Genomic DNA, 25561 nt, shown 5'->3' with positions numbered 1-25561 from the left:
GAAGGTCTGTGCACGGGTGCCCCCGCCGTGAACGCTGGAGCCGAACGTATGCTTTGAGGATCCTCCCAACAACGAGCGAACCGGCGGTCAGGTCGCCTTGCTCCGGTTTTTCACTCGAAGAGTCCCGTCTACCCCTCACGGTGGCGGGAGGTCCGGCAGCCGCCCGGCCATCGGCTGGATCGGCTTCCGACTCCGCGCCCGTCGTGGGGCGCTTCAGCTGAGCCTTCCCAGTGCCTCGTCCAGGAGTCGTCGTAGCCTGAGCGCGTCCGACGCTACCGCGGTCACCAGTGCTGCCGGGCCGGCCAGCGGCGTCAGGGCGGCGCACTCGTCCAGCATCTGGGGCTCGACCGGTCGGACCGCGTACTCGGGCCGCACCACGAGGAGTTGCCCCACCGCCCGGCGCCCCGCCAACACCGCCGGTCCGTCCCAACCTCCCGGCGCCCCGGGACCGCAGGCCAGCTGCTGGTCCAGTACCGTCCGGCCCGCGACCCGTACGGTCAGTCGGCTGGTGAGCCGTCCGGGTTCCTCCCCCGTCCGCCCGAGCACCTGCTCCTCACGCAGCACGAGCCGGGCTCCGGCCGCGAGTTCGGCCCGGGTGGTGACGCGCAGGTCACTGCCGCGGGCCGAGATCAACTGCTCGGGCAGCCAGTGCAGTTCGGCCTCGTCGGCCACGTCGAGCCGTACGTCGTAATGAGCCTCGCCCTTGGCCTGGCCGGGCAGGGCGAGGGTGGCGGCGGCCGAGCCGACGTGCAGCCGGGCGCCCTCCGCCACGCTCGCCGTGAGCGAGAAACGGTCGCCTCCGAGCGGGCCGCTCATCGCGCCGACGACCATGACCCTCGCCTCGCGGCCGGCGGACCGGGTGCGGCGCAGGGCCAGCGGGCCGTCGCCGTCCAGTACGGGCAGCGCGGTGCCGCCCCGGCCGTCGGCGCGGGCCACGATCCGCGCGTCGGCCCGCACCCCGGTGCCGGTCACGCCGTCCACGCGGCGAGCCGCTCGCGTACCCAGGCGGCCACGTCGGCGACGCCCTTCTCGCCGCGCAAGGACTGGAAGACCACCGGGAGTTCGGCGCGCTGCGCCTTGGCGTCGGCGGCCATCCGGGCGAGGTCGGAGCCGACGTGGGGCGCGAGGTCGGTCTTGTTGACGACGAGCAGGTCGGCCGTGGTGACCCCGGGGCCGCCCTTGCGCGGGATGTCGTCGCCGCCCGCCACGTCGATCACGAAGATCTGCGCGTCCACGAGCCCCTTGGAGAAAGTGGCGGTGAGGTTGTCGCCGCCGGACTCGACGAGGATCAGGTCCAGCGGGCCGACCGCGTCCTCCAGGTCCTCCACGGCTTCGAGGTTGGCGGAGATGTCGTCGCGGATCGCGGTGTGCGGGCAGGCGCCCGTCTCCACGGCCGTGATCCGCTCGGGCGGCAGCACGGCCTCCCGGAGCAGGAACTCGGCGTCCTCACGGGTGTAGATGTCGTTGGTGACGACGGCCAGCGACAGCTCGTCCCGCAGGGCCCGGCACAGCGCGGCGACGGTCGCGGTCTTCCCGGACCCGACGGGCCCGCCGAGCCCGATGCGCAGGGCGCGCCGCGATCCGTCGGGCCGGTGCGCGTCCGCGCTGAGGGCGGCGGGGCCGGAGTGGGTGTGGTCGAGGTGCATGTACGGCTCCAATGTCTGACACGTTGTGTGGGGTCCGGCGCCGGGCTCAGGAGGCGAACAGCCGCACGGGCCAGCCCGCATGCCACTGCGCACCGACCTCCAGCAAGGGCCCCGACGCGGCCGGCAGCGCGTCGACGCCCTCGTCGGGCACCCTCCGCGCCGCCTCCACCGCCGCATCCGCGACGCGGTCCAGCTCAGGCGCGAGCCGGGCCAGCACACCGGTCGCGTCGAACGGGTCGAGGCTCAGGAGTCGTACCGTGGCCGTCGCGGGCCCGCTCACGCTCTCGTACGCCGCGCAGTAGGCCGCGTCGTCCGGCCCCAGCCCGGCCGACCGCGCGGCAAGACCGAGGACCACCGGCTGGTGCGCGCCCTTCGGGAACTGCCGGGCCAGCGCGTCGAGTTCGGCCGCCGGCCAGCTCGCCCGGGCGGCCCGCAGCAGTTGCCGCCCGAGCCTGCGCGCGGCGGTCCGCAGCGCGGGCGACGGCGTGCGGGCGTCCGCCGCCGCGTCCAGCTCTCCTGGATCCACGCCGAGTACGGCGGCGGCCGCGAGCGCACCCGCGACCAGTCCGGCCGTGTGCAGCCGGCCCCGGCAGAAGGCCTCCAGGCTCGCGGCGGAGGTGATCCGGCCCGCCTTGACGGCGGCCTCCGCCCCGCCGGAGTGCGCGTGGCCTCCGGCGGGGAAGCGGCCGTCGGCCAGGACGAGAAGTGCCGCCCTGCCCATCAGAACAGGAAGTAACGCTGGGCCATGGGCAGTTCGGCCGCCGCAGTCGCCTCCACCAGTTCGCCGTCGATGTGCACGGCGAAGCTGTCGGGGTCGATCCGGACGTCGGGCCGGGCGTCGTTCTCGCGCATGTCGGCCTTGGTCACCGCACGCGTGGACGCGATCGCCACGAACCGCTTGCCGAGCCCGAGCCGCTCCGGCAGCCCGTCCTCGATCGCCAACGGGGCCACGAAGTTGACCGAGTTGGCGGCCGGGGCCCGGCCGATCGCGCCGTACATCGGGCGGGGCAGGATCGGCTGCGGGGTCGGGATGGAGGCGTTGGCGTCGCCCATCTGCGCGTAGGCGATCTGCCCGCCCTTGACCACGAGGTGCGGCTTGACCCCGAAGAACGCCGGCTCCCACAGCACGAGGTCGGCGAGCTTGCCGGTTTCCACGGAGCCGATCTCGACGGCGAGGCCCTGGGCGAGCGCCGGGTTGATCGTGTACTTGGCGACATATCGACGTACGCGGTGGTTGTCCGCGCGTCCGTCGCCGGGCAGCGGCCCGCGCCTGCGCTTCATCACATGGGCCGTCTGCCAGGTGCGCAGGATGACCTCGCCGACGCGGCCCATGGCCTGGGAGTCGGAGGAGATGATCGAGATCGCGCCGAGGTCGTGCAGGACGTCCTCCGCGCCGATGGTGGACGGCCGGATCCGGGACTCGGCGAACGCCAGGTCCTCGGGGACCGCCGGATTGAGGTGGTGACACACCATCAGCATGTCGAGGTGTTCCTCGGCGGTGTTGACGGTGTAGGGCCGGGTCGGGTTTGTGGAGCTGGGCAGCACGTTGGGCTGCGAGACCACGGTCATGATGTCCGGCGCGTGCCCGCCGCCGGCGCCCTCGGTGTGGTACGAGTGGATGCCCCGGCCCGCGATGGCGGCGAGCGTGTCGCCGACGAACCCGGCCTCGTTCAGGGTGTCCGTGTGGATGGCGACCTGGATGCCGGTGCGGTCCGCCACGGTCAGCGCGGCGTCGATGACGGCCGGGGTCGAGCCCCAGTCCTCGTGCAGCTTCAGGCCGGCCGCGCCGCCCCGGATCTGGGAGAGCATCGCCTCGCGCGAGACGGTGTTGCCCTTGCCGAGGAAGCCGACGTTGACCGGGTAGGCCTCCATCGCCTCGAACATCCGGGCGAGGTGCCAGGGGCCGGGCGTGACGGTGGTCGCCTTGGAGCCCTCGGCGGGGCCGGTGCCGCCGCCGACCAGGGTGGTGATGCCGGAGGCCAGCGCCTCGTCGGCGATCTGGGGGCAGATGAAGTGGACGTGCGCGTCGATGGCGCCGGCGGTGAGGATCCGCCCGTTGCCCGCGATGACCTCGGTCTCGGGGCCGATGACCAGGTCGGGGTGGACGCCGTCCATGGTGTCGGGGTTGCCGGCCTTGCCGATCGCGGCGATCCGGCCGTCGCGGATGCCGACGTCGGCCTTGACGATCCCCCAGTGGTCGACGATCACGGCACCGGTGATGACGGTGTCGGGGGTGCCGTCGGCGCGGGTGGCGCGGGACTGGCCCATGGACTCGCGGATGACCTTGCCGCCGCCGAACACCGCCTCGTCGCCGGAGATACCGGGTCCGCCGGAGCGGTCCTCCTCGATCTCGATCAGCAGGTCGGTGTCGGCGAGCCGGATGCGGTCACCGGTGGTGGGTCCGAACAGGTCGGCGTAGGCGCCGCGGACGATCTCAGGCATCGAGGGAACCTCCGGTCTCCCCGCGCAGCCCCGGCACGATCCGGGCGCCGGCGAGGGGCACGAGCTCGACCTCGACGGGGATGCCGGGTTCGAAGCGCACGGCGGTGCCGGCGGCGACGTTCAGGCGCTTTCCGCGGGCCGCGGCACGGTCGAACTCCAGGCCGGGGTTGGCCTCGGCGAAGTGGTAGTGGGAGCCGACCTGGACCGGCCGGTCGGCGGCGTTGAGGACGGTGAGACGGGTTACCTCACGGCCCTCGTTGAAGACGACCGGGTCGTCCGCGAACAGGATCTCTCCGGGAATCATCGCGGCCCCCTCAGATGATCGGCTCGTGGACGGTGACGAGCTTGGTGCCGTCCGGGAAGGTGGCCTCGACCTGGACGTCGTGGATCATCTCGGGCACCCCGTCCATGACGTCGTCCCTGGTGAGGAGCTTGCGGCCGGAGGACATGAGTTCCGCGACTGTACGGCCGTCACGCGCGCCCTCGAGGATGTGCGATGTGATGAGGGCGACCGCTTCCGGGTGGTTGAGCTTGAGCCCGCGGGCCCTGCGCTTCTCGGCCACGTCGGCCGCCACGTGGATCAGCAGCCTCTCTTGCTCGTGCGGGGTCAGTTGCACGTCCCACCTCACAGTCCTTGCTCCGGACCGTGCGGGGTCCGGTTGCCGCAGCCATCGCGACGGGGATAGGTGTAACACACAGACAAATCCCCGGATCGTCCTCAATCCGGGCAGAAAAACCCCTGATGGCGTGGATCGGCAGGCTAGAACGCCGGAGTTTCAGCGACGTTAACCAGACCTTGATCCACAGCTGACCGCGCGATGGGACCCCCGATACCCGCGCGGGTCAGGACGCGCCCGGGCCGCGATGCTCGGCGGCGATCCCGAACCGCTGCTGTTCGCGCGCGGCGGAACCGGCCTCGCGGACGCCCGAGACCGAGCTGACGACCTGCTCCTCGGCCGCATCCTCCAGCGCGTCCAGCCGCTCCAGATCGGCGGCCGACACCAGCGCGACCAGCGGCTTGCCGTGCCGCGTCACGATGACGCGCTCACCGCCGTACACCACGCGGTTGATCAGCTCGGCGAGCTCAGCCCTGGCTTGCGTCACCGGAATCTCGTAGGCCATACCCCAACCTTACGTCATGTACGTCCTGTACATTTTTTACAGAGCCGGGTCGCCGGAGGCCCGAGCCATGAGAAGGGGTGTGTCCATGTCCCGAACGTTCGCCCGTCATGTCCTGCCCGAGTTCACCGAGCGCACCAGCAGCGGAGCGCGCACGCTCGACCCCTACGGCAAGCTGTTCGAGGACCGGATCGTCTTCCTCGGGACCGCGCTGGACGACGCGGCCGCGAACGACGTGATGGCGCAGTTCATGTATCTCGAACACGCGGCCCCGGAGCGGGACATCACGCTGTACGTCAACTCCCCCGGCGGCTCGTTCAGCGCGCTGACGGCGGTCTACGACACGATGCGCTACGTCAGTTGCGACGTGGCGACCTACTGCCTGGGCCAGGCCGCCTCGCACGCCGCCCTGCTGCTCGCGGCCGGCACGCCGGGCAAGCGGTTCACCCTCCCCGGCGCACGCGTGGTCCTCTCCCAGCCCCAGCTCGCCGAGCCGGTGGAGGGCCAGCCCAGCGATCTGCTCATCCAGGCCGAGGAGTTGGCCCGGGTCCGCGCGCTGACGGAGGAGATGCTGGTACGGCACACCGGGCGCACGGCCGAACGGGTGCGCCGCGACCTGGAGCGGGACTTGGTCCTGGACGCTCCTGGGGCGGTCGCCTACGGCCTGGTGGACGCCGTCGTGCCCAGCAGGCGGAGCACCCCCGGCGCACCGGACGCGAGGTGAGCCGCCGATGCTGCCGGACCTGCCGCCGCTGCCCGCACTGACGCATGCCGAGGGCGACCTGATCGACCGTTACCTGGAGGCCGCCGACCTGCTGGGCCGCGCCAACCCCGCCCACGGCGGGGACACCTATCGCGGGCTGCGTGCCGCCCAGGCCCTGGTGCGCAAGGCCGCAGAGCTGCGGGACGCCCTCGCGTTGATGCACCAGCGAGGCGAGACGGAGCTGCACGGGCACACGCTGGCACGGGCCTTGCGGGTCCTGGACGGTGAACGCCGTACCGCGCGCGTCGCGCTCCCGCCCGACGGCGTCGGCTGATCCGCACGCCGGACGAGCCGGCCGGGGCCCGGTCGTCGACCGCTACCGCTCGGGCGGGACTTAAAACGGCCCGAATGGCGTACCGCTGTCCGGTGTATATCCGGGTCGTTCTGCGGGCCTTCCGACTTGCGCTCCAGACCGGCGCGTCGTTCGCCGGAGAGCGCGTCGCCCCAGGTCCGGGGCTACGCACGGAATGTGACGATGCCTCGAACAGCACCCGCTCCACCCGAACGGGTGAGTGGTGAGTAACACCACAAATCCCCGAATGCATTGGGATTTTCGCATCGGTGTGGGCGAAGATCCCGTCCGACGACAAGCCCCCGCCGCCGCGGCGGGGCGGTCCGGGCGGACGCCGAGTCCTGCCGCCGCCCGGATGACCGGTCGACAGGAGTGGATCGGCAGGAGTGGAGGACCCAGGCAAGACGGGTCGCGGGAACGGATGTTCGTCTGCTCGTCGCAGACGGCCTGAGGTTCCGCGCAGCCCTTGGGGTGAAGCCGCGGCAACGCGGCCGGGCACCTTCGCCAGCCCGAATCCGACAGGTCATCCTTCACAGGCGGCTGACGAAGGGTTGCGCATGACTGCGCTCAATCGTGTCCCGTCGCTCATGGCCCGGGCCGGTACGGCCTCGGCCCTCACCCTCGCCGCCGTGGGCGGCTCGATCGTGGTCCCCGGCCTCGCCCCCGATGCCTCGGCCGCAACGCTCGCCACAAAGGCACTGAAGGTCGCGGCCGCCAAGAAGGGCGCGCCGTACCGGTGGGGGGCCACCGGGCCGCGCAGTTTCGACTGCTCGGGGCTGACCCTCTACTCGTTCAAGAAGGCGGGCAAGATCCTGCCACGTACCGCCGCTGCGCAGTACAACAGGACGCACCACATCTCCGCCGGCCGTCGCCGGGCCGGTGACCTGGTGTTCTTCCACTATGGCTCCTACGTCTACCACGTCGGCATCTACGCCGGGCACGGGAAGATCTGGCACGCGCCGAGGACCGGGGACGTGGTGCGGCTCCAGAAGATCTGGACGAGGAGCGTCTGGTACGGCCGGGTCAACTGACCCGGTCCTGCGCGGCGGGGTCGGCTGACCGATTCGGGGCCTGTCACGGCAGGTCGGCTGACCCCCTGTCAGAGCGGAGCGGCTCCAGCAGCGGGGCCGCCCCGAGCGCCCTCAGCGCCACCCCGGTGCCCGCCTGGAGCCCACGGGCGGCCCGGGGTCGGTGTAGGGCGCGGCATCGGGCGGCGCTGCGAGGAGCCTGCGCCGGACCGGTGCGGCCCTCGACGGCTGAAGCGCTCCCCAACCTCGTCTAGGCCACGACACGCCGCGCCGGGCGCGCGGACAGACCTGCCGGGTGCCGACGAGCGGCTCCGATGGCGGCGCCTTTCCCGTCGCCTGCCGCGCGGTGGCCCGGCGGCCCGGTCTTTTCGTCCAAGTCCCGACACGCCGCAGATGGGGCCGCGACGTCCGGCGCCCGAAGCGGACGGAACCACACCGGCCGCCCAGGCCGTCCGGGCCGTGCGATCACAGAAGCCCGAGCCCCGCCCAGGCAGACATCCCGGCCCCGCACCGGAGAACGCACACGGCCACCACCTCCCAGCCCGTCGGCCTCGGCCCCTCACTCACCGGCCACTCGCGCCCGCACCGACGTCCCCGAGCCCCTCGTCACCGGGTGCCCGACGTCCCCCACGTTCATCCCCGTACCCGATCTCCCCGCCCGTCGCCCCGTACGCGCGCCCCTTGCCGGCGAGCGCTCATCCCCCGCACCCAACGCCCCGATCGGTCGCCTACGGCCCCGAGGAGTAGTGCCCCGGAGAGAAGTCGTCCCACCAGCCCCACCCCGGAGGGCTACGGTTCCTGTTGGCCCCCCGCCGGGACCGGTTCCGCCGGGACGATCCAGGGGAGTTCGATGGAGACCGTCTTGCCGCCCTCGCGGGTGGGACGGACGCGGAGTTTGCCGCCGCACTCCGCGGTGAGCCAGCGGATGATGACCATGCCGCGGCCGTTGTCCTGCTGGACGGCGGCGGGCAGTCTCTTCGGAAAGCGTGGGTGACTGTCCGTGACGCCGATGCGGAGGTGTTCGTCGCGGTCCAGGACGATGTCAACCGTGAAGGTGGGTGACTGACCGAAGGTGTGCTGTACGGCGTTGGTGGCGAGTTCGGAGACGATGAGCCGCACGGTGTCGGCCACGTCGGTGTCGGACGGCAGGCCCCACTCCGCGAGCGTGCCCACGACATACGTGCGGGCCGCGGAGACCGAGGCGGGATCGCTCGGCAGAGTGACGGATGCTTCCAGATGGTCTGCCATGGCGACGTCGTCCCTTTCCCACGGGACCGCGGTCCGACACGGAGCCGGATGGTTCGAGTACGGTCCCGGACTGGTGCTTGCTCGTCAGCCTGCCATCACGGGGCCGGTCACGGGGAGCGATCCACCAAGATATGCATATATCTGTCGCCCGAAGCGGTGAACTCTACGACGCGAGACCGTTTTGGGGCGGCTCGGAAGGAGTAAGGAGGAGCCCATGCAGAACGGGCCGGCAGTGCGCCGCCGCAAACTGGGCGCCGAACTGCGCACGCTGCGTACCGGTGCTGGGCTCACGAGCGGTGAGGCAGCCCGGCTGGTCGGCTGGCACCAGTCGAAGGTCAGCCGCATCGAGACCGGTGCCAGCGGCGTGAAACCAGCCGATGTGCGGTTACTTCTCGACGCCTACGAGGTGCGGGACGGGCAACTGCGCGAGTTGCTGATGATACTCGCGGGCTCCGAGGACACGAGCGACCGGCACCGCTGGTGGCACGCCTACCGCGGGGTGCTGCCTCCCACGTACCGGGACTTCATCAGCCTGGAGTCACAGGCCAGCACGATGCGCACCCTGGAGACCACGGTCGTACCCGGCCTGCTGCAGACGCCCGAGTACGCCCGCGCGGTGACCCGGGCGGTGGTGGCGGACCTGGACGAGGAAGGCCTGGACGCGCTGGTGGAGGTGCGGCTGGCCAGGCAGGACGTGCTCCGCGCCGACCCGCCGCTGAAGCTGAGCGCGGTGCTGGACGAGTCGGTGCTGCGGCGCGAGGTCGGCGGCCCCGAGGTGATGGCCCGGCAGCTGGAGCGGCTGATGGAGGCGGCCCGCCTGCCCCAAGTCCGGCTCCAGATATTGCCGTTCGGCGCCGGAGCTCATGTCGGCCTCACCGGAGCTTTCGTTATTTTCTCATTTACGAACACTTCTGATCTGGACGTCGTTGTTCTAGACCAGTTGACGAGTAGCCTCTACCTGGAGCGGAAAGAAGACCTCATGGCCTACGCGGAGGCCTTCGACACCCTTCGGATGCACGCCCTTTCACCCGAGGACACGTTGGACTACATCGCCGGGATAGGTGACGGCGCGTAAGGAGGCACCATGTCAGCCCTGCCTCGGAACGTCCCTGCCAGTACCGACCTGCACGACGTGCGCTGGCTGCGCAGCAGCTACAGCACGGGAGCCAACAACTGCGTGGAGACGGCCCGGCCGCGCTCCGGCCCCGGGGCCGGACTGCTCGCCGTGCGCGACTCCAAGAACCCGGCCGGACCCGCGCTGCTCTTCTCAGCAGGGAGCTGGGCCGGTTTCCTCACCGCCCTCTGACCCGAAGACCACCACCGACCACAGACGACCACGCGCGAAGCACGGCCGTGTCACGCCGACTCATGGTCGCGTTTCGCCGATCACCCGTACAGCGCGTTCGATCTCGGTCCCGGACAGGTCCGCGCGGGCGGTCAGCCGCAGCCGTGAGATGCCGTCGGGCACGGAGGGAGGGCGGAAACAGCCCACGGCCAGCCCCGCGGTACGGCAGTCGGCCGCCCAGCGCACCGCCTGTTCCGGGGACGGAGCCCGCACGGAGACCACCGCGGCGTCCGGACGCACCGCTTCCAGACCCGCGGCGGTCAGCCGTGCGTGCAGGTCCGCGGCGACCGCCCGGGCCCGTGCCGCGCGTTCGGGCTCGCGGACCAGCAGCCGCAGCGCGGCGAGCGCCGCGCCGGCCGCCGCCGGGGCCAGGCCCGTGTCGAAGATGAAGGTCCGGGCCGCGTTGACCAGATGGTCGATCACCCTGGCCGGGCCGAGCACCACACCGCCCTGGCTGCCGAGCGACTTGGACAGGGTGGCCGTGACCACCACGTCCGAGGCGCCCGCGAGGCCGGCCGCGTACGGCGCGCCCCGGCCGCCGTCGCCCAGCACCCCGAGCCCGTGCGCGTCGTCCACGACCAGCCCCGCGCCGTGCTCCCGGCACGCCTCGGCGAGCCCGGCCAGCGGCGCCCGGTCGCCGTCCACCGAGAACACGGTGTCGGACACGACGATCGCCGGCCCCTGACGGGTGGCCAGCACCTTGCGCACCGCCTCGGGGTCGGCGTGTCCCACGACCTGCCTCTCGCCCCGGGCGAGCCGGCAGCCGTCGATGAGGGAGGCGTGGTTGCCCGCGTCGGAGACGATCAGCGAGCCGTGCGGCCCGAGCGCGGTGACCGCGGCCAGGTTGGCGGCGTAACCGGAGGAGAAGACCAGCGCCGCCTCGAAGCCGCAGAAGGCGGCCAGCTCGCGCTCCAGCTCGGTGTGCAGTTCGGTGGTGCCGGTGACGAGCCGGGAGCCGGTGGACCCGCCGCCCCAGGTCCGCGCGGCCCGGGCGGCCCCCTCGGTGACCTCGGGGTGGTGGGCGAGTCCCAGGTAGTCATTGCTCGCCAGGTCCAGCAGGGCTGAGTCGGCGGGGCGCGGGCGCAGGGTGCGTACGAGTCCGGCGCGGCGGCGCGCCTCGGCCTGCTCGTCGATCCAGCCGAACGCCATGGGTCCTCCGGGGCTTTTGTAGGTAGCGGACAGACCCTAGCGGCACGACCAGCCGCCCAGGGTGTGGCAATACCCACACGGTGAACCGTCTCCGTTGTGCAAACTCTCCTTGGCCCGGGGCGGTCCCGTAGGACAGGATCAGGCCTCATGGACCTGCTGAACACGCTGGTGGACAAGGGGCTTCGGCGCGAGCTGCCGACCCGCGAGGAAGCGCTCGCCGTTCTGGCCACCTCCGACGACGACGTACTCGATGTGGTGGCCGCGGCCGGGAAGGTGCGCCGGCACTGGTTCGGGCGACGGGTGAAACTCAACTATCTGGTGAACCTCAAGTCGGGCCTGTGCCCGGAGGACTGCTCCTACTGTTCCCAGCGGCTCGGCTCCAAGGCCGACATCCTGAAGTACACCTGGCTCAAGCCCGACGAGGCCTCCGAGGCGGCCGCCGCGGGCCTCGCGGGAGGCGCCAAGCGGGTCTGTCTGGTGGCCAGCGGACGCGGCCCGACGGACCGGGACGTGGACCGGGTCTCGGAGACCATCAGGACCATCAAGGAGCAGAACGAGCAGGTCGAGGTGTGCGCCTGCCTCGGTCTGCTCTCCGACGGCCAGGCCGAGCGGCTGCGCGAGGCGGGCGCGGACGCCTACAACCACAACCTCAACACGTCCGAGGGGACGTACGCGGACATCACGACCACGCACACGTACGCCGACCGGGTGGACACGGTGCAGAAGGCGCACGCGGCCGGCCTGTCCGCCTGCTCCGGTCTGATCGCGGGCATGGGCGAGAGCGACGAGGACCTGGTCGACGTGGTCTTCAGCTTGCGCGAACTCGACCCGGACTCGGTGCCGGTGAACTTCCTCATCCCGTTCGAGGGCACCCCGCTGGCCAAGGAGTGGAACCTCACCCCGCAGCGCTGTCTGCGGATCCTCGCGATGGTCCGGTTCGTCTGTCCGGACGTGGAGGTCCGCATCGCCGGCGGCCGCGAGGTCCATCTGCGCACGATGCAGCCGCTCGCGCTGCACCTGGCCAACTCCATCTTCCTCGGCGACTACCTGACCAGCGAGGGCCAGGCCGGCAAGGCCGACCTGGAGATGATCGCGGACGCCGGGTTCGAGGTGGAGGGCGCCGGCGAGGTGACGCTCCCTGAGCACCGGGTCGAGGCCGCGGCCGGCTGCGGCTCGGTCTGCGGCTCGCACGAGGGCTGCGGCTCGCACGAGGGCGCGGACGCGTGCGGTCACGAAGGCCGGGACGTGTGCGGTACGACGGCCACGCCGACCGCGCAAGAGGCGCGCACCGATCTCGTCGCCGTACGCCGCCGGGGCGCCGGAACGGACCTCGCGCCCAATGCCTGATCTGCCCGGCCTGACCGTGCCCGAGCTGCTGGAGCTGGACCGACGGCACGTGTGGCACCCGTACGGCCCCATGCCCGGACGTACCCAACCGCTCGTCGTGGAGTCGGCGAGCGGGGTCCGGCTGCGCCTCGCCGACGGCTCGGGCGAGCTGGTGGACGGCATGTCCTCGTGGTGGTCGGCGATCCACGGCTACAACCACCCGGTCCTCAACGAGGCGGCGCACGCGCAGCTCGGGCGGATGAGCCATGTGATGTTCGGCGGGCTCACGCACGAGCCCGCCGTCCGGCTCGCCAAGCACCTTGTCGACATGTCACCAAAGGGCCTGGAGCACGTCTTCCTGGCCGACTCCGGTTCGGTGTCGGTCGAGGTCGCGGTGAAGATGTGCCTGCAGTACTGGCGCTCGCTCGGCCGGCCCGGCAAGCAGCGGCTGCTGACCTGGCGGGGCGGCTACCACGGCGACACCTGGAACCCGATGTCGGTGTGCGACCCCGAAGGCGGGATGCACGCGCTGTGGTCCGGCGTACTCCCGCGCCAGGTGTTCGCGGACGCGCCGCCGACGGAGTACGAGGAGTCGTACGCCGGCCATCTGCGCAAACTGATCGCCCGTCACGCCGACGAGCTGGCCGCAGTGATCGTGGAACCGGTCGTGCAGGGCGCGGGCGGGATGCGCTTCCACTCCCCCGCGTATCTCCGGGTGTTGCGCGAGGCCTGCGACGCGCACGACGTGCTGCTCGTCTTCGACGAGATCGCCACCGGCTTCGGCCGCACCGGAGCGCTGTTCGCGGCGGAGCACGCGGGCGTCACCCCGGATGTGATGTGCGTGGGCAAGGCGCTGACCGGCGGCTATCTGACGCTGGCGGCCACGCTGTGCACCGCGCGGGTCGCCGAGGGCATCTCGCGGGGCGAGGTTCCGGTGCTCGCGCACGGACCGACGTTCATGGGCAACCCGCTGGCCGCGGCCGTGGCCTGCGCCTCCCTCGAACTGCTGCTGGGACAGGACTGGCGGGCGGAGGTCAAACGGATCGAGGCCGGCCTCTCGGAGGGCCTGTCGCCGGCCCGCGAGCTGCCCGGTGTGCGGGACGTCCGCGTGCTCGGGGCGATCGGCGTCGTCCAGCTCGACCACGACGTGGACATGGCGGCGGCCACCGCGGCGGCCGTGCGGGAGGGCGTGTGGCTGCGCCCCTTCCGCGACCTGATCTACACGATGCCGCCGTACATCACCTCGGACGAGGACCTGGCGAGGATCGCGCGCGCGGTGTGCGCCGCGGCGCGGGAGGGATGACATGCCGGTACTGGTGATCACGGGCACGGGCACGGAGGTCGGCAAGACCGTCACCACCGCCGCCGTCGCCGCCGCGGCGCTCGCGGCCGGGCGCTCGGTGGCCGTGCTGAAGGCCGCGCAGACCGGCGTACGGCCGGACGAGCGCGGGGACGCCGACGAGGTCGCGCGGCTGGCGGGCCCGGTCACGGCCACCGAACTGGCCCGCTACCCCGAGCCGTTGGCGCCGGGCACGGCGGCCCGGCGGGCGGGCATGGCTCCGGTCCACCCGCACGAGGTGGCCGACCGGGCGGCCAAGCTGGCCGTCGAACACGATCTGGTGCTGGTCGAGGGGGCGGGCGGGCTGCTCGTCCGGTTCGACGCGGCCGGCGGCACCCTGGCCGACGCGGCCGGGCTGCTCGGCGCACCGGTGCTGGTCGTCGCCCAGGCAGGCCTGGGCACCCTCAACACCACCGAGCTGACGGCGCTCGAACTACGGCGTCGGGGGCTGGAGTTGGCTGGCGTGGTGATCGGCAGCTGGCCCGACTCCCCCGACCTCGCCACCCGCTGCAACGTGACGGACCTGCCGGTGGTCGCGGGAGCCCCGCTGCTCGGCGCGATCCCCTGCGGGGCGGGAGCCCTGCCACCGGCCGACTTCCGCAAGGCGGCCCCGGAATGGCTGGCACCCCGCCTGGACGGCACCTGGGACGCGGAGGCGTTCCGGGTACGGATGGCACGGTAGACCGGTGAACACCACGGGGTCCGGCCCCCCGACCCGGTCCTGCTCGGCGCCGCGCTGTGGACGTCTCGTACGCGGGCGACCCCGGCTTCGAGGGTGTGACGGCCTCGTGCGGGGGAGACTCTCCTAGTCCGTCCTGTTCCGGGAGGTTCCCATGCGGCTGCTGTCCGGCCCCGGCAAGGTGCCGCCGAGTCCCGTCCACCACCCGTTGTTCGCCCGCTACTACGCCCGCTTCAGCGTGAGCGCCGAGACCCGGATGGGCATGGCCGGGATACGGGAGCGGCTGCTCGCCGGGCTGTCCGGGCGGGTGATCGAGATCGGCGCGGGCAACGGGCTGAACTTCGCGCACTATCCGGGCACCGTCGCGGAGGTCGTCGCGATCGAACCGGAGCCGCTGCTCAGGCAGTTGGCGCTGGAGTCGGCCCTGCGGTCGCAGGTCCCGGTCGACGTGGTGCCCGGCGCGGCGGAGGCGCTGCCGGTCAAGAGCGAGGCCTTCGACGCGGTCGTGCTCTGCCTGGTGCTGTGCAGCGTGCGGGACGTGCAACGGGCGCTGGGCGAGGTCCGGCGGGTGCTCAAACCGGGCGGGCAGGTGCGGTTCTTCGAGCACGGCCAGGGCGGCGGCCCGGCGATGCGGCTGACCCAGCGCACGCTGGACCGAACCCTGTGGCCCACCCTGACCGGCGGCTGCCATCTGGCCCGGCAGCCGGTGGCCGCACTGCGCGAGGCCGGGTTCACGCTCGGCCCGCAGCGTGAGGTGATGATGCCGGAGAAGGGTCCGGCACTGCCGTCCTCGTACTGCGCGCTCGGGGTCGCCTGGCGGCCGGACGAACCGGACGCGCGCTGATCACGGCCCCGGCGCGGCGGCTCCGGTGACGGGTCCCGGCGCGACGACCGGCCTCACAGACTCCAGCGGCGCAGCTCGCGCGCGATGTCGTCGACGCCGGCCGCGCCCTCCTTCACCAGCCGGGCGAGGTCCCGCACCTGCTCGGGTGAGGTGACCACCTTCACACCGCTGGTGACCAGATAGGCATAGGCGACCGCCGAGGCGAACAGCGCGTTGGAGCGCTCCAGCGCCGGCAGGTGGATGAGCAGCTGGAGCAGGGAGGCGGCGCGGGTGTGCGGGTCGTCGTAGACGGGCACGCCGAATATCTCGGCGCGGTGCCGGGCGACGGCGGCGATGAGCGCGCCCCAGTCGGTGACCTGGGGGTCCCCCGGGGTTCTCTGTTCGGCGAGCATGAGGAGCCAGGCGAGGTCGATGCTGAGCTCGTTCAAGGGATCAGCGGCCGCCCTCGACGCCGGTGCCGGTGCCGCGGGTCTCGGTGAACTCCTCGGCGAACACGGACTCGTACTGCTTCATGAAGTCGGCGGCGGCCTCGACGAACGTACGGCCGGCCTCACCGGTGTCCTGTCTGACCAGCTCTTCGATATAGCGGTTGACGCTGATACCGCGGGCCAGGGCGCGTTCGCGGGCCGCGCGGGCGGTGCCCTCGTCCACGCGCACGTTCAGCTGGGTCTTCGCCATGCTTCGAAGCTAGCGCCGAGGTGCTAGCAAAGCAAGGGCGCGCGGCACCGGTGCGCCCAGGCGGCTTGTCGCCTACGCTCGCCCGGTACGGGCGGTTCGGCGACCGGGAGGCGGTCTTGTCCACACCTGCTGCGCAGCACGTGCCGGGCGGCGCCGTCGCGGCCCGCGCCCGCGGACTGACCAAGGCGTACGGCTCCGGCGAGACGGCCGTCATCGCCTTGGACTCGGTGGACGTGGACATCGCGCGCGGCCGTTTCACCGCCGTGATGGGGCCCTCGGGGTCCGGGAAGTCCACGCTGATGCACTGTCTGGCGGGGCTCGACACCGTGTCGGCGGGCCAGGTATGGCTGGGCGACACCGAGATCACCGGCCTGCGGGAACGGGACCTGACCCGGCTCAGGCGGGACCGGATCGGGTTCATGTTCCAGTCGTTCAACCTCATCCCGACGCTGACCGCCGCCGAGAACATCACCCTGCCCATGGACATCGCGGGCCGGAAGCCCGACCCGCTGTGGCTGGACCAGGTCCTCGACACGCTCGGCCTGCGCGACCGCCTCACGCACCGGCCCGCCCAGCTCTCCGGCGGGCAGCAGCAGCGGGTCGCGTGTGCGCGGGCGCTGGCCTCCCGGCCGGAGCTGATCTTCGCCGACGAGCCGACCGGCAACCTCGACTCGCGGGCCGGCCTGGAGGTGCTGGGCATTCTGCGCGGCGCGGTGGACGATCTCGGGCAGACGGTCGTCATGGTCACCCACGACCCCGGCGCCGCCGCCCATTCCGACCTGGTGCTCTTCCTGGCCGACGGGCGCATCGTGGACGGCATGGAACGGCCGACGGCGGACGCCGTACTGGAACGGATGAAGCGGTTCGACGTGGTCCGCGGCCGGCTCGGCGACGACGACACCGTCCGAGAGGACTGACCGGGTGCTCAAGGCGACCCTGAGGAGTTTCCTCGCGCACAAGGGGCGGCTCGCGCTGTCCGCGCTGGCCGTGATCCTGTCCGTGGCGTTCGTCGCGGGCAGCCTGATCTTCTCCGACACCGTCACGCGCACCTTCGACCGGCTGTTCGCCTCCACCGCCGCCGATGTGACGGTCCAGCCGAAACAGCTGGACCTGAGGTCGGCCCGGGTGAGCGGCTCGGTGCAGACGCTGCCGGCCGCGCTGCGGGACCGTGTGGCGAGGGTCGACGGCGTCGCGGCGGCCCGCGCCGAGGTGTCGGTGCAGAACGCCGTCGTGGTCGACGGCCACAACAGGTCCGTCGGCCCGACCACCGGCGCCCCGACCATCGCGATGGCCTGGTACGTCACCCACCGCAGCCCGGTGAAGCTCACCTCCGGCCATGCCCCGCACGGCGCCGGCGAGGCGCTGCTGGACGCCGACACGGCCGGCAAGAAGCACGTACGGATCGGTGACACGCTGACCGTGCAGGCGCAGCCGGGCACGTTCCGGGTGCGGGTCGTCGGCATCGCCACGTTCACCACCACCAACCCCGGCGCGGCCCTGGTCTTCCTGGACCCGGCGGTGGCGGGCCGCGAACTGCTCGGTTCCGCCGCCCAGGCGACCAGCATCGCGGTGGACGCGGCCAAGGGAGTGTCCGACGCGGAGCTCAAACAGCGCGTCGGCCGGGCGATCGGCACCGGCACCTACGACCTGAAGACCGCGAACGAGCAGGCCAAGTCGGCGGCCGCCAGCCTCGGCACGTTCCTGGACGTGATCAAGTACGTGATGCTGGGCTTCGCCGGTGTCGCCCTCCTCGTCGGCGTGTTCCTCATCGTCAACACCTTCTCCATGCTGATCGCCCAGCGCACCCGCGAGCTGGGCCTGCTGCGGGCCCTCGGCGCGGACCGGCGGCAGGTGCGGCGCTCGGTGCTCGCCGAGGCGCTGCTGCTCGGGCTGGTCGGTTCCACGCTCGGCCTCGCGGCCGGGATCGGGCTGGCGCTGGGGCTGATCCGGCTGATGGGCGCCTTCGGGATGAACCTGAAGGCCACGGAGATGGTCATCGGCTGGGGCACGCCCGTCGCGGCGTACGTCGTCGGTCTCGGCGTCACGTTCGTGGCCGCCTATCTGCCCGCCCGGCGCGCGGCGGCCGTCTCGCCGATGGCGGCGCTGGTGGACGCCGAAGTCGCCGGTGTGGGCAAGCCGTTGCGGACGCGGGCGATCGTCGGTGCGGTGATCGGGGCGGTCGGCGCGGCGGCGCTGGCCGGGTGCGCGGCGGCCGCGAAGACCGCCCAGGCGGCCTCGCTGCTCGGTCTCGGCGTGGCCCTGACCCTGATCGCGACCGTCGTCGCCGGTCCGCTGCTGGTGCGGCCGGTGATCCGGGTGCTGGGCGCGGCCTTCCCCGCGCTGTTCGGCCCGGTCGGCCTGATGAGCCAGCGCAACGCCCTGCGCAACCCGCGCCGTACCGGCGCCACCGCCGCCGCGCTCATGGTGGGCCTGGCCCTGGTCGGCGGGATGTCGGTGGCGAGCGCCTCGATGTCCGCGTCGTTCGACCGGCAGATCGACAAGACGCTCGGCGCCGACTTCATCGTCCAGAACACCAACTTCACCCCGTTCACCAGACAGGTGCGGGACACCGTGGGCCGCACCCGCGGCGTCGGGCTCGTCGTGCAGCAGCGGCTCACCCAGGTCGCCGTACGGCTGCCGAACGGCGACCGGGTCACGACGGCCGCCGCCGCGTACGGCCCCCGGCTCGACGACGTCGTGCACATCACCTACGCGCAGGGCGGTTCACGGGCCGCCCTGGCGGACGGGCACCTCGCCATGGACGCCGACTACGCCAGGGACCACGGCGTGCGTGTCGGCAGCGTCCTCCCGGTCGACTTCCCGGGCGGGGGGCACACCGAGCTGACGGTCGCCGCGCTCACCAAGCAGGAGGCGGCCGAGGGCTTCGGCGCGCAGGGCGGCCTCTTCCTCGGCCTCGGCACGCTCGAGAAGCACGCGCCGGCCGCCCAGGACTCCGCGCTGTACGTCAACGCGGCCACCGGCACGAAACCGCAGGACCTGCGGCCCCGCCTGGAGCGGTCGCTCAGGCCGTTCCCGCAGGTCCAGGTGCGCAACCAGACCGACTACAAGCAGCTCGTCCACGACCAGATCGCCGTCCTGCTCTACCTGGTGTACGCGCTGCTCGCACTGGCGATCGTGATCGCCGTGCTCGGGGTGGTCAACACGCTCGCCCTGTCGGTGGTGGAGCGCACCCGGGAGATCGGGCTGCTGCGCGCGATCGGGCTCGGGCGCCGCCAGTTGCGCCGGATGATCCGTCTGGAGTCGGTGGTGATCGCGGTGTTCGGCGCGGTCCTCGGGCTGGCCCTGGGGCTCGTGTGGGGCGTGTGCATGCAGCAGGTGCTGGCCCTGCGCGGGCTGACGGCGCTGGCGTTCCCCTGGAGCACGATCGTCGCCGTGGTGATCGGCTCGGCGGTGGTGGGCGTGGTGGCGGCCCTGCTGCCTGCGCTGCGGGCGTCGCGGCTGAACGTGCTGGCGGCGATCGCGCACGAGTGATGGAATCGCAGCGGTGGTCCAAGCCGCTTGTTCACGGGGAGAGTTGATGTCACGTCCGTTCCGCTTCGGGGTCAATCTGCTCACGCCCGCGCCCGCGCAGGAATGGCGCGCGAAGTGCCGGCGCGCCGAGGAACTGGGCTACGACGTCATCCTCGTCCCCGACCACCTCGGGATGCCCGCTCCGTTCCCGGCACTGGTCGCGGCGGCCGAGGCGACCCGCAGGCCCCGGCTCGGCACGTTCGTGCTCAACGCGGGGTTCTACAACCCGGCCCTGCTGGCCCGTGAGGTGGCGACCACGGACGCGCTCACCGGCGGGCGCCTCGAACTCGGACTGGGCACCGGGTACGTGCCGGCCGAGCACGAGAGCGCGGGCCTGCCGTACGGCTCGCCGGGCGAGCGCGTGGACCACCTCCGGCACACGGTGGCGGAACTCGGCCGGCTGCTCGGCTCCGGCGAACTCCCCCGGTCCCGGGTGCCGCTGCTGATCGGCGCCAACGGCGACCGGATGCTGCGGCTGACCGCCGAGCACGCGGACATCGCGGCCTTCACCGGAGCCCGGCCGGGCTCCGCCCCGGGATCGCTGGAGCCGCTCACCGCCGAGGAGCTGGACGAGCGGGTGGCACGCTACCGGGGACTGGCGGCGGGCCGGGCGGAACCGGCGGAGCTGAACCTGCTCATCCAGCTCGTGGCGGTCACCGACGATCCGGAGCCCGTGCTGAAGCCACTGCTGGAACGGCAGCCCCAGCTGACCCTGGACGCCGCACTGGCCCTGCCCATCGTGCTGGCCGGTCCGCTGGAGGAGCTCGTGGCGCGGGTGCGGGCGCAGCGCGAGCGGTTCGGTTTCTCCTATCTGACCGTGCTGGAGCCGTACATGGAGGCCTTCGCGCCGGTGATGGAGCGGCTGCGCGAGGAGTCCGCATGATGGAAATCCCCGCCCCGGCCCCGGCTCCCGTGATGCGATCCTCACATGACCGACCTGCGGATACGCCCCGCTCTTCATGACGACCTCGACGCCGTGCTCGCCTTCTGGAAGACGGCCGCCGAGGGCACCAGCATCAGCGACGACCGGGACGGAGTGGAGCGGCTGGTCGCCCGCGACCCCGAGGCGCTGATTCTCGCCGAGCAAGATGGCGGACCGGTGGGCACGGTGATCGCCGGCTTCGACGGCTGGCGCTGCCATCTGTACCGGCTCGCGGTGCATCCGGAGCGGCGCCGGCAGGGCATCGCCTCGGCGCTGCTGGCCGCCGCCGAGGAGCGGTTCGTACGGCTGGGCGGGCGGCGCGTGGACGCGATGGTGCTGGTCCGCAACGAGACCGCGCACCACGCCTGGGGCGCGGCCGGTTACCGCCCGCAGGAGCACTGGCGGCGCTGGGTGAAGCCGCTCACCGACTGAGAAACCGAGCCCTCTTTGCCCATCCTTTACCATAGAGGGAGCACTCGGCCCTCTATGAAAGGTTGTGAGCGTCCGCCGATGGGCGAGCCTCCCAGTCCGCGCCGCCGCGCGTCCCGTCGCGCCCCGTCCGATCATGGGATGGGGGTGACCCGATGACCGAAGTGCTGCTCCTTCTGGTGGCCATCCTGCTGTGCCTGGCCTGCGGCGCCTTCGTGGCGGCGGAGTTCTCGCTGACCACGGTGGAGCGCGGCGAGCTGGAGCGGGCCGCCGCACGCGGCGAGCGCGGCGCCCCGGGAGCCCTGAAGGCCGTACGGAACCTGACCTTCCAGCTCTCCGGCGCCCAGCTCGGCATCACCGTGACCAACCTGGTCGTCGGTATGCTCGCCGAACCGTCGATCGCCAAGCTGCTCGCCGGCCCGTTCCGGGCGATGGGACTGTCCGGCCCGACTGCGAGCTCGGCCGCCCTGGTGCTCGGTACGGCCCTGTCGACGGTGTTCCTGATGGTCGTCGGCGAGCTGGTGCCGAAGAACTGGGCGATCTCCGCGCCGCTGGCGATGGCCAAGCGGGTCGGCAATCCGCTGCGCTGGTTCAGCGCGGTCTTCCGGCCCTTCATCACGCACCTGAACAACATGGCCAACCGTGTCGTGCGCCGGTTCGGCATCGAGCCCGCCGAGGAGCTGGCCTCGGCGCGCGGGCCGCAGGAGCTGGCGGCGCTCGCCCGGCACTCCGCCAAGGAGGGCGCACTGGAGGCGGACACCGCCGAACTGTTCGTGCGGACGCTGAACCTGGCCGACCTGACGGCGGAGAACGTGATGACCCCGCGCGTCCAGGTCATCGCCCTCGAAGCCCAGGCGACCTGCGAGGACGTGGCGAACGCGACCCGGGCCACCGGTCTGTCCCGGTTCCCGGTCTACCAGGGCAGCCTGGACTCGGTCGTCGGCATCGCCCACATCAAGGACGTCCTGGCCGTGCCGGCCGAGCAGCGCCGCCACCGCCGCGTCTCCCAGGTGATGCGCGAGCCGCTGCTGGTCCCCGAGTCCCTGACCGTCGACCGGCTGCTGGACCAGCTCGGCGGCAAGCGCACCATGGCCGTCGTCATCGACGAGTACGGCGGTACGGCCGGGGTGGCGACCCTGGAGGACATCGTCGAGGAGGTCGTCGGCGAGGTGCGGGACGAGCACGACCCGCACGAGACGCCCGACCTCGCTCCCGCCGGGACGGACGAGCAGGGCCGGGCCCTGTACTCGGCCGACGGCTACGCCCGCACCGACCAGCTCGCGCGCGTGGGACTGCGGATGCCCGAGGGGCCGTACGAGACCCTGGCGGGCCTGGTCGCGACCCTGCTGGGCCGGATACCGGTGACCGGGGACACGGTCGAGGTCGCGGGCTGGCGGCTGGACGTCGTGGACGCCACGGGCCGCCGGGCGGCTCGGGTGCTGCTGCACGCACCTCTGGACGACGAGCAGGCCCACGAGACCCCGAAGGGGGCGCGATGACCGCCGTACAACTGCTGATCGGTCTGGCGACCCTCGTCGTCAACGCCTTCTTCGTCGGCGCCGAGTTCGCGCTGATCTCCGTACGCCGCTCACAGGTCGAGCCGCTGGCCCAGGAGGGCGACCGGCGCGCGAAGAGCGTGCTGTGGGGCCTGCAGCACGTCTCCGCGCTGCTGGCCGCCGCCCAGCTCGGCATCACGCTGTGCACGCTGGTCCTGGGTGTCGTGGCCGAGCCGGCGATCGCGCATCTGCTGGAGCCGGCGTTCCACGCCCTGGGTGTGCCCATGAGCGCGGGTCACGCCGTGTCCTTCGTGATCGCGCTGACCCTGGCGACCTATCTGCACATGCTGCTGGGCGAGATGGTCCCCAAGAACATCGCGCTGGCGGAGCCGGTGCGCAGCGTGTTGCTGCTCGGCCCGCCCCTGGTCGCGCTGTCCCGGACTCTGCGCCCGGTGATCTTCACGATCAACACCTTCGCGAACGGTCTGCTGAAACTGCTCAGGGTCGAGGCGAAGGACGAGGTCGCGGCCACCTTCACGGACGCCGAACTCGCCGAGATCGTCAAGGACGCCAGCCAGGCGGGTCTGATCGACGACCGGGCGCAGGAACGGCTGCACGACGCCCTGGAGCTGGGCAGCCGGCCGGTGCGGGATGTCGTGGTGCCCCTGAGGCGGGTGGTGTACGCGCACATGGGCGTCACCCCGGAGCAGCTGGAGCGGTTGTCGGCCGACTCGGGCTTCTCGCGGTTCCCGGTGGTCGACGTGGGCCGCCGGATCGTGGGCTATCTGCACGTCAAGGACGCGCTGGACGCCTCGCCCCGGGACGTGCCGTTCCGGCTGCGGGACATGCGGCCCATCGCGCGCGTACGGGAGCGGACCCCGCTGGACGACGTGCTCACCGCGATGCGCGGCAGCCGTACGCATCTCGCGGCGGTCCTCGGCGACGACGGCCGGCTGGCCGGCCTGGTGACCATGGAGGACGTGCTGCGGGAGCTGTTCGGCCAGCCCGCATGAGCCTCCGGCGGATCCGACGGGGCTGCCCGGCCGGGCTCCGGTCGGGCCCAGGCCCGCGGTGAGGCCGGGCGTTCCCGGGGAACGACTGCGAGCCGGGTCCGGGTTTTGGTGATTCGGGGGCGCCCAGCCGGGACCCGGGGCTGGTCCCGGGCTTCTCCCGGGCGACCACCCGGACCCGGGACCCGTTTTGGCGATTCCCCGGCGACCAACCGGACCCGGGGGCGGCCCGGAGTGATTCCCCGGGCGACCAGCCAGGCCTGGGGGTTGCCTTGGTGATTCCGGAGCGCCCAGCCAGGCCCGGGGGGCCGGTCGCTGTGATTCCCGGGCGACCAGCCAAACCCGGCGGCCGATCCCGGCCGATTCCCGGGCAACCAGCCAAACCCGGGAACTGTCCTCGCGATGCCCGGGCGACCAGCCAAACCCGGGTACCGATCCCGGCCGATTCCCGGCCAACCAGCCAGACCCGGGAACTGTCCTCGCGATGCCCGGGCGACCAGCCGGACCCGGGGCCGATTCCGAGTGATTTCCCGGCGACCAGCCAAGACCCGGAGCCCGACCCGGCTGAGTCCCCGGCAACCAGCCAGACCCGAGACCCGACCCCGATGAGACGCCACGGCGACCAACCAGACCGGAAGCCCGTCCCGGTGATTCCCCGGCGACCAACCGGCCCCCAGAGCCGGTTCCGGGCGTTTCCGGGGTGACCGACCGGCGGGTATGGAGCCGGGATACCATCGCTCACGCCATGCAGACGAATCCCACACCTCCCCCTTACAGCAGCCTGGTCGCGGTCGGTGACTCCTTCACCGAGGGCATGTCGGACCTGCTGCCCGACGGCTCCTACCGGGGCTGGGCCGACCTGCTCGCCGCGCGGATGGCCGCCCGTACGCCGGGCTTCCGGTACGCCAACCTGGCCGTGCGCGGGAAGCTGATCGGACAGATCGTCGACGAGCAGGTCGACGTGGCGGCGGCCATGAACGCCGATGTCATCACACTGGTCGGCGGACTCAACGACACCCTGCGGCCCAAGTGCGACATGGGCCGGGTGAAGGGCCTGCTGACCGAGGCCGTGGAGCGGCTGGCCCCCGCCTGCAAGCAGCTGGTGCTGATGCGCAGTCCCGGCCGCCAAGGCCCGGTGCTGGAGCGGTTCCGGCCGCGCATGGAGGAGCTGTTCGTCTGCATTGAGGAGCTGGCCGGCCGGCACGGCGCGGTCGTCGTCGACCTGTACGGGGCGCCCGCGCTCGGCGACCCCCGGCTGTGGGACGTGGACCGGCTGCATCTGACGGCCGAGGGGCACCGCAGGGTCGCCGAGGCCGTGTGGCAGACGCTCGGGTACGAGCCGGAGGACACCGATTGGCATGTGCCGATGCCGGCCACGGTGCCGCCGAACTGGGTCACGCGCCGGGTGGAGGACGCGCGGTTCACCCGTGAGCACCTGCTCCCCTGGATAGGCCGGCGCCTGACCGGCCGCTCATCCGGGGACGGCCGGACAGGCGCCCACTTTAGCGCTGAGCTGGGCAAAGCCTTCTGGGTCACCCCTGCGGACCACACAAACGCCGGGCCTGTGACGGACTGGCGACGGGTGGGGCCCTAACTCGGGACCCCGCCAGGCTGCCATGCACCGATTAAGCGCTGGGCACCGCCTCCCTTGCGTCGCCGCGCCACCGAAGCCGACCGCGAGGACGACCGCGGAGAACTTCGCGGTGTCGTTGTCGTAGTTGCAAGGTCCCGCCCATCCCGCAACCGCCAACGCCTCGGCACCGGACGCTCGGTGAGGCCGGCAGCCACTTCCGGGTGCATCGGCGGGTACACCTGCCCGTCGTGCTCGCGGAGCATGAAGACGCGGTCGACGTAGTCGACGAAATCCCCCTTCGGTTGCTCTGCATCCAGCCAGGCCAGGGCGTCACTGCGGCTCCCGGGACCCCACAGGTACTCCGCGGGGAACTGCGTCGTCTCGAACCGGGCGTCGAACGCCGACCAGTACGCGTCCTCGTACCGGCTTCCGGGGCCGGAAACACTGCGAATCAGGAGGTAGAGGTACCCGTCGGCATCGGTGTCGTCGCGCAGGGCATCGGCCTGGCCCATGCAGACGCTTCCCTCGTCGGGGCGTCCTGCTGGGCGCGCTGCTTGGCAGCGGCCCGCTCCGCCCTCGCCAGCCGGCCCACTCCCTGCAGGTGGAAAGCGTCTCTAATCAGCTAAGCGATCCCATGTGAACCGTGAGGTCCAGTGTGGGTTCTGCCCACTTTGGTGGGGAAGCATGAGCGTGCAGGTGGAA

28 protein-coding genes and 1 riboswitch are annotated in these 25561 nt (G+C 72.2%); of the genes, 16 read left to right on the top strand and 12 right to left on the bottom strand.

Features of this window, described 5'->3' with window-relative positions:
- Positions 1–213: 213 nt before the first annotated feature.
- The 7 genes from ACIBJF_RS35260 to ACIBJF_RS35230 all read right to left on the bottom strand — a co-directional run bounded on the left by ACIBJF_RS35260 (position 214) and on the right by ACIBJF_RS35230 (position 5210).
- Positions 214–972: an urease accessory protein UreD gene (locus ACIBJF_RS35260; protein WP_399180030.1), complete on the bottom strand. Its 759-nt coding sequence runs from the start codon at positions 970–972 to the stop codon at positions 214–216.
- The gene (gene ureG / locus ACIBJF_RS35255; RefSeq protein ID WP_399179977.1) at positions 969–1646 is read right to left on the bottom strand and encodes an urease accessory protein UreG; all 678 of its coding nucleotides are present in this window, start codon (positions 1644–1646) and stop codon (positions 969–971) included. The genes ACIBJF_RS35260 and ureG overlap by 4 nt, the downstream gene beginning before the upstream one ends.
- Positions 1647–1692: 46 nt before the next feature.
- The gene (locus ACIBJF_RS35250; RefSeq protein WP_399179976.1) at positions 1693–2367 is read right to left on the bottom strand and encodes an urease accessory protein UreF; all 675 of its coding nucleotides are present in this window, start codon (positions 2365–2367) and stop codon (positions 1693–1695) included.
- Positions 2367–4088 (bottom strand): urease subunit alpha, encoded by a 1722-nt coding sequence (locus ACIBJF_RS35245; RefSeq protein WP_399179975.1) that lies wholly within the window; start codon positions 4086–4088, stop codon positions 2367–2369. The genes ACIBJF_RS35250 and ACIBJF_RS35245 overlap by 1 nt, the downstream gene beginning before the upstream one ends.
- Positions 4081–4392 (bottom strand): urease subunit beta, encoded by a 312-nt coding sequence (locus ACIBJF_RS35240; protein ID WP_399179973.1) that lies wholly within the window; start codon positions 4390–4392, stop codon positions 4081–4083. Before ACIBJF_RS35240 ends, ACIBJF_RS35245 begins: the two co-directional genes overlap by 8 nt.
- A gap of 10 nt (positions 4393–4402) precedes the next feature.
- Complete coding sequence (locus ACIBJF_RS35235) at positions 4403–4705, bottom strand: urease subunit gamma (RefSeq protein WP_055709742.1); 303 nt, start codon at positions 4703–4705, stop codon at positions 4403–4405.
- Between the two features lie 226 nt (positions 4706–4931).
- The gene (locus ACIBJF_RS35230; RefSeq protein ID WP_399179970.1) at positions 4932–5210 is read right to left on the bottom strand and encodes a type II toxin-antitoxin system Phd/YefM family antitoxin; all 279 of its coding nucleotides are present in this window, start codon (positions 5208–5210) and stop codon (positions 4932–4934) included.
- A gap of 85 nt (positions 5211–5295) precedes the next feature.
- On the opposite strand from ACIBJF_RS35230, the gene ACIBJF_RS35225 reads away from it, so the two are divergent.
- The 3 genes from ACIBJF_RS35225 to ACIBJF_RS35215 all read left to right on the top strand — a co-directional run bounded on the left by ACIBJF_RS35225 (position 5296) and on the right by ACIBJF_RS35215 (position 7293).
- Positions 5296–5931 (top strand): ATP-dependent Clp protease proteolytic subunit, encoded by a 636-nt coding sequence (locus ACIBJF_RS35225; RefSeq protein ID WP_399179969.1) that lies wholly within the window; start codon positions 5296–5298, stop codon positions 5929–5931.
- A gap of 7 nt (positions 5932–5938) precedes the next feature.
- Entirely contained in the window at positions 5939–6244 is a 306-nt protein-coding gene (locus tag ACIBJF_RS35220) for a hypothetical protein (protein ID WP_399179967.1), read from the top strand.
- 350 nt (positions 6245–6594) lie between these two features.
- Positions 6595–6816, top strand: a riboswitch (cyclic di-AMP (ydaO/yuaA leader).
- A gap of 3 nt (positions 6817–6819) precedes the next feature.
- Positions 6820–7293, top strand: a complete 474-nt coding sequence (locus ACIBJF_RS35215; RefSeq protein WP_399179965.1) for a C40 family peptidase — start codon at positions 6820–6822, stop codon at positions 7291–7293.
- Between the two features lie 786 nt (positions 7294–8079).
- Here ACIBJF_RS35215 and ACIBJF_RS35210 read toward each other — a convergent pair.
- Complete coding sequence (locus tag ACIBJF_RS35210; protein WP_399179963.1) at positions 8080–8538, bottom strand: ATP-binding protein; 459 nt, start codon at positions 8536–8538, stop codon at positions 8080–8082.
- A gap of 214 nt (positions 8539–8752) precedes the next feature.
- Between ACIBJF_RS35210 and ACIBJF_RS35205 the strand changes: the two genes are divergently transcribed.
- The gene (locus ACIBJF_RS35205) at positions 8753–9613 is read left to right on the top strand and encodes a helix-turn-helix domain-containing protein (protein WP_399179961.1); all 861 of its coding nucleotides are present in this window, start codon (positions 8753–8755) and stop codon (positions 9611–9613) included.
- A 9-nt stretch (positions 9614–9622) separates the two neighbouring features.
- Complete coding sequence (locus tag ACIBJF_RS35200) at positions 9623–9844, top strand: DUF397 domain-containing protein (RefSeq protein WP_399179959.1); 222 nt, start codon at positions 9623–9625, stop codon at positions 9842–9844.
- Positions 9845–9904: 60 nt separating this feature from the next.
- Here the strand turns inward: ACIBJF_RS35200 and ACIBJF_RS35195 are convergent, their stop codons facing one another.
- Positions 9905–11032 carry an 8-amino-7-oxononanoate synthase gene (locus tag ACIBJF_RS35195; RefSeq protein WP_399179957.1) on the bottom strand — a complete coding sequence of 376 codons (1128 nt, stop codon included), beginning with the start codon at positions 11030–11032 and terminating at the stop codon, positions 9905–9907.
- 147 nt (positions 11033–11179) lie between these two features.
- Between ACIBJF_RS35195 and bioB the strand changes: the two genes are divergently transcribed.
- The 4 genes from bioB to ACIBJF_RS35175 all read left to right on the top strand — a co-directional run bounded on the left by bioB (position 11180) and on the right by ACIBJF_RS35175 (position 15220).
- On the top strand, positions 11180–12379 hold the full coding sequence (bioB, locus tag ACIBJF_RS35190) for a biotin synthase BioB (RefSeq protein WP_399179955.1): 1200 nt from the start codon (positions 11180–11182) through the stop codon (positions 12377–12379).
- Positions 12372–13661 (top strand): adenosylmethionine--8-amino-7-oxononanoate transaminase, encoded by a 1290-nt coding sequence (locus ACIBJF_RS35185; protein WP_399179953.1) that lies wholly within the window; start codon positions 12372–12374, stop codon positions 13659–13661. Before bioB ends, ACIBJF_RS35185 begins: the two co-directional genes overlap by 8 nt.
- A 1-nt stretch (position 13662) precedes the next feature.
- Positions 13663–14379 (top strand): dethiobiotin synthase, encoded by a 717-nt coding sequence (gene bioD / locus ACIBJF_RS35180; RefSeq protein ID WP_399179951.1) that lies wholly within the window; start codon positions 13663–13665, stop codon positions 14377–14379.
- Positions 14380–14530: 151 nt separating this feature from the next.
- On the top strand, positions 14531–15220 hold the full coding sequence (locus ACIBJF_RS35175; protein ID WP_399179949.1) for a class I SAM-dependent methyltransferase: 690 nt from the start codon (positions 14531–14533) through the stop codon (positions 15218–15220).
- Between the two features lie 53 nt (positions 15221–15273).
- Here ACIBJF_RS35175 and ACIBJF_RS35170 read toward each other — a convergent pair whose 3' ends face one another.
- Entirely contained in the window at positions 15274–15648 is a 375-nt protein-coding gene (locus tag ACIBJF_RS35170; protein WP_351807867.1) for a fic family toxin-antitoxin system, toxin component, read from the bottom strand.
- Positions 15649–15652: 4 nt separating this feature from the next.
- A complete protein-coding gene (locus tag ACIBJF_RS35165; protein ID WP_351807868.1) occupies positions 15653–15898 on the bottom strand; it encodes a toxin-antitoxin system HicB family antitoxin in 246 nt (81 codons plus the stop codon).
- Between the two features lie 116 nt (positions 15899–16014).
- Between ACIBJF_RS35165 and ACIBJF_RS35160 the strand changes: the two genes are divergently transcribed.
- The 7 genes from ACIBJF_RS35160 (at position 16015) to ACIBJF_RS35130 (ending at position 24880) form a co-directional block, all read left to right on the top strand.
- Positions 16015–16815 carry an ABC transporter ATP-binding protein gene (locus ACIBJF_RS35160; RefSeq protein WP_399179947.1) on the top strand — a complete coding sequence of 267 codons (801 nt, stop codon included), beginning with the start codon at positions 16015–16017 and terminating at the stop codon, positions 16813–16815.
- 4 nt (positions 16816–16819) lie between these two features.
- The gene (locus tag ACIBJF_RS35155; protein WP_399179945.1) at positions 16820–19390 is read left to right on the top strand and encodes an ABC transporter permease; all 2571 of its coding nucleotides are present in this window, start codon (positions 16820–16822) and stop codon (positions 19388–19390) included.
- A 46-nt stretch (positions 19391–19436) separates the two neighbouring features.
- Positions 19437–20312, top strand: coding sequence for an LLM class F420-dependent oxidoreductase (locus ACIBJF_RS35150; RefSeq protein WP_399179943.1), 876 nt, complete (start codon positions 19437–19439; stop codon positions 20310–20312).
- A 45-nt stretch (positions 20313–20357) separates the two neighbouring features.
- The gene (locus ACIBJF_RS35145) at positions 20358–20783 is read left to right on the top strand and encodes a GNAT family N-acetyltransferase (RefSeq protein ID WP_399179942.1); all 426 of its coding nucleotides are present in this window, start codon (positions 20358–20360) and stop codon (positions 20781–20783) included.
- A 152-nt stretch (positions 20784–20935) separates the two neighbouring features.
- On the top strand, positions 20936–22279 hold the full coding sequence (locus tag ACIBJF_RS35140) for a hemolysin family protein (RefSeq protein WP_399179940.1): 1344 nt from the start codon (positions 20936–20938) through the stop codon (positions 22277–22279).
- A complete protein-coding gene (locus tag ACIBJF_RS35135) occupies positions 22276–23289 on the top strand; it encodes a hemolysin family protein (protein WP_399179938.1) in 1014 nt (337 codons plus the stop codon). The genes ACIBJF_RS35140 and ACIBJF_RS35135 overlap by 4 nt, the downstream gene beginning before the upstream one ends.
- Positions 23290–24031: 742 nt before the next feature.
- Complete coding sequence (locus ACIBJF_RS35130) at positions 24032–24880, top strand: SGNH/GDSL hydrolase family protein (protein ID WP_399179936.1); 849 nt, start codon at positions 24032–24034, stop codon at positions 24878–24880.
- Here ACIBJF_RS35130 and ACIBJF_RS35125 read toward each other — a convergent pair.
- On the bottom strand, positions 24877–25371 hold the full coding sequence (locus tag ACIBJF_RS35125) for a hypothetical protein (protein WP_399179934.1): 495 nt from the start codon (positions 25369–25371) through the stop codon (positions 24877–24879). The two genes, ACIBJF_RS35130 and ACIBJF_RS35125, sit on opposite strands and share 4 nt — an antisense overlap.
- Positions 25372–25561 lie beyond the last annotated feature (190 nt).

It is taken from the genome of Streptomyces sp. NPDC050743, assembly GCF_044456925.1.
Classification (GTDB): domain Bacteria; phylum Actinomycetota; class Actinomycetes; order Streptomycetales; family Streptomycetaceae; genus Streptomyces.
This window is presented reverse-complemented; position numbering and strand designations above follow the sequence as displayed.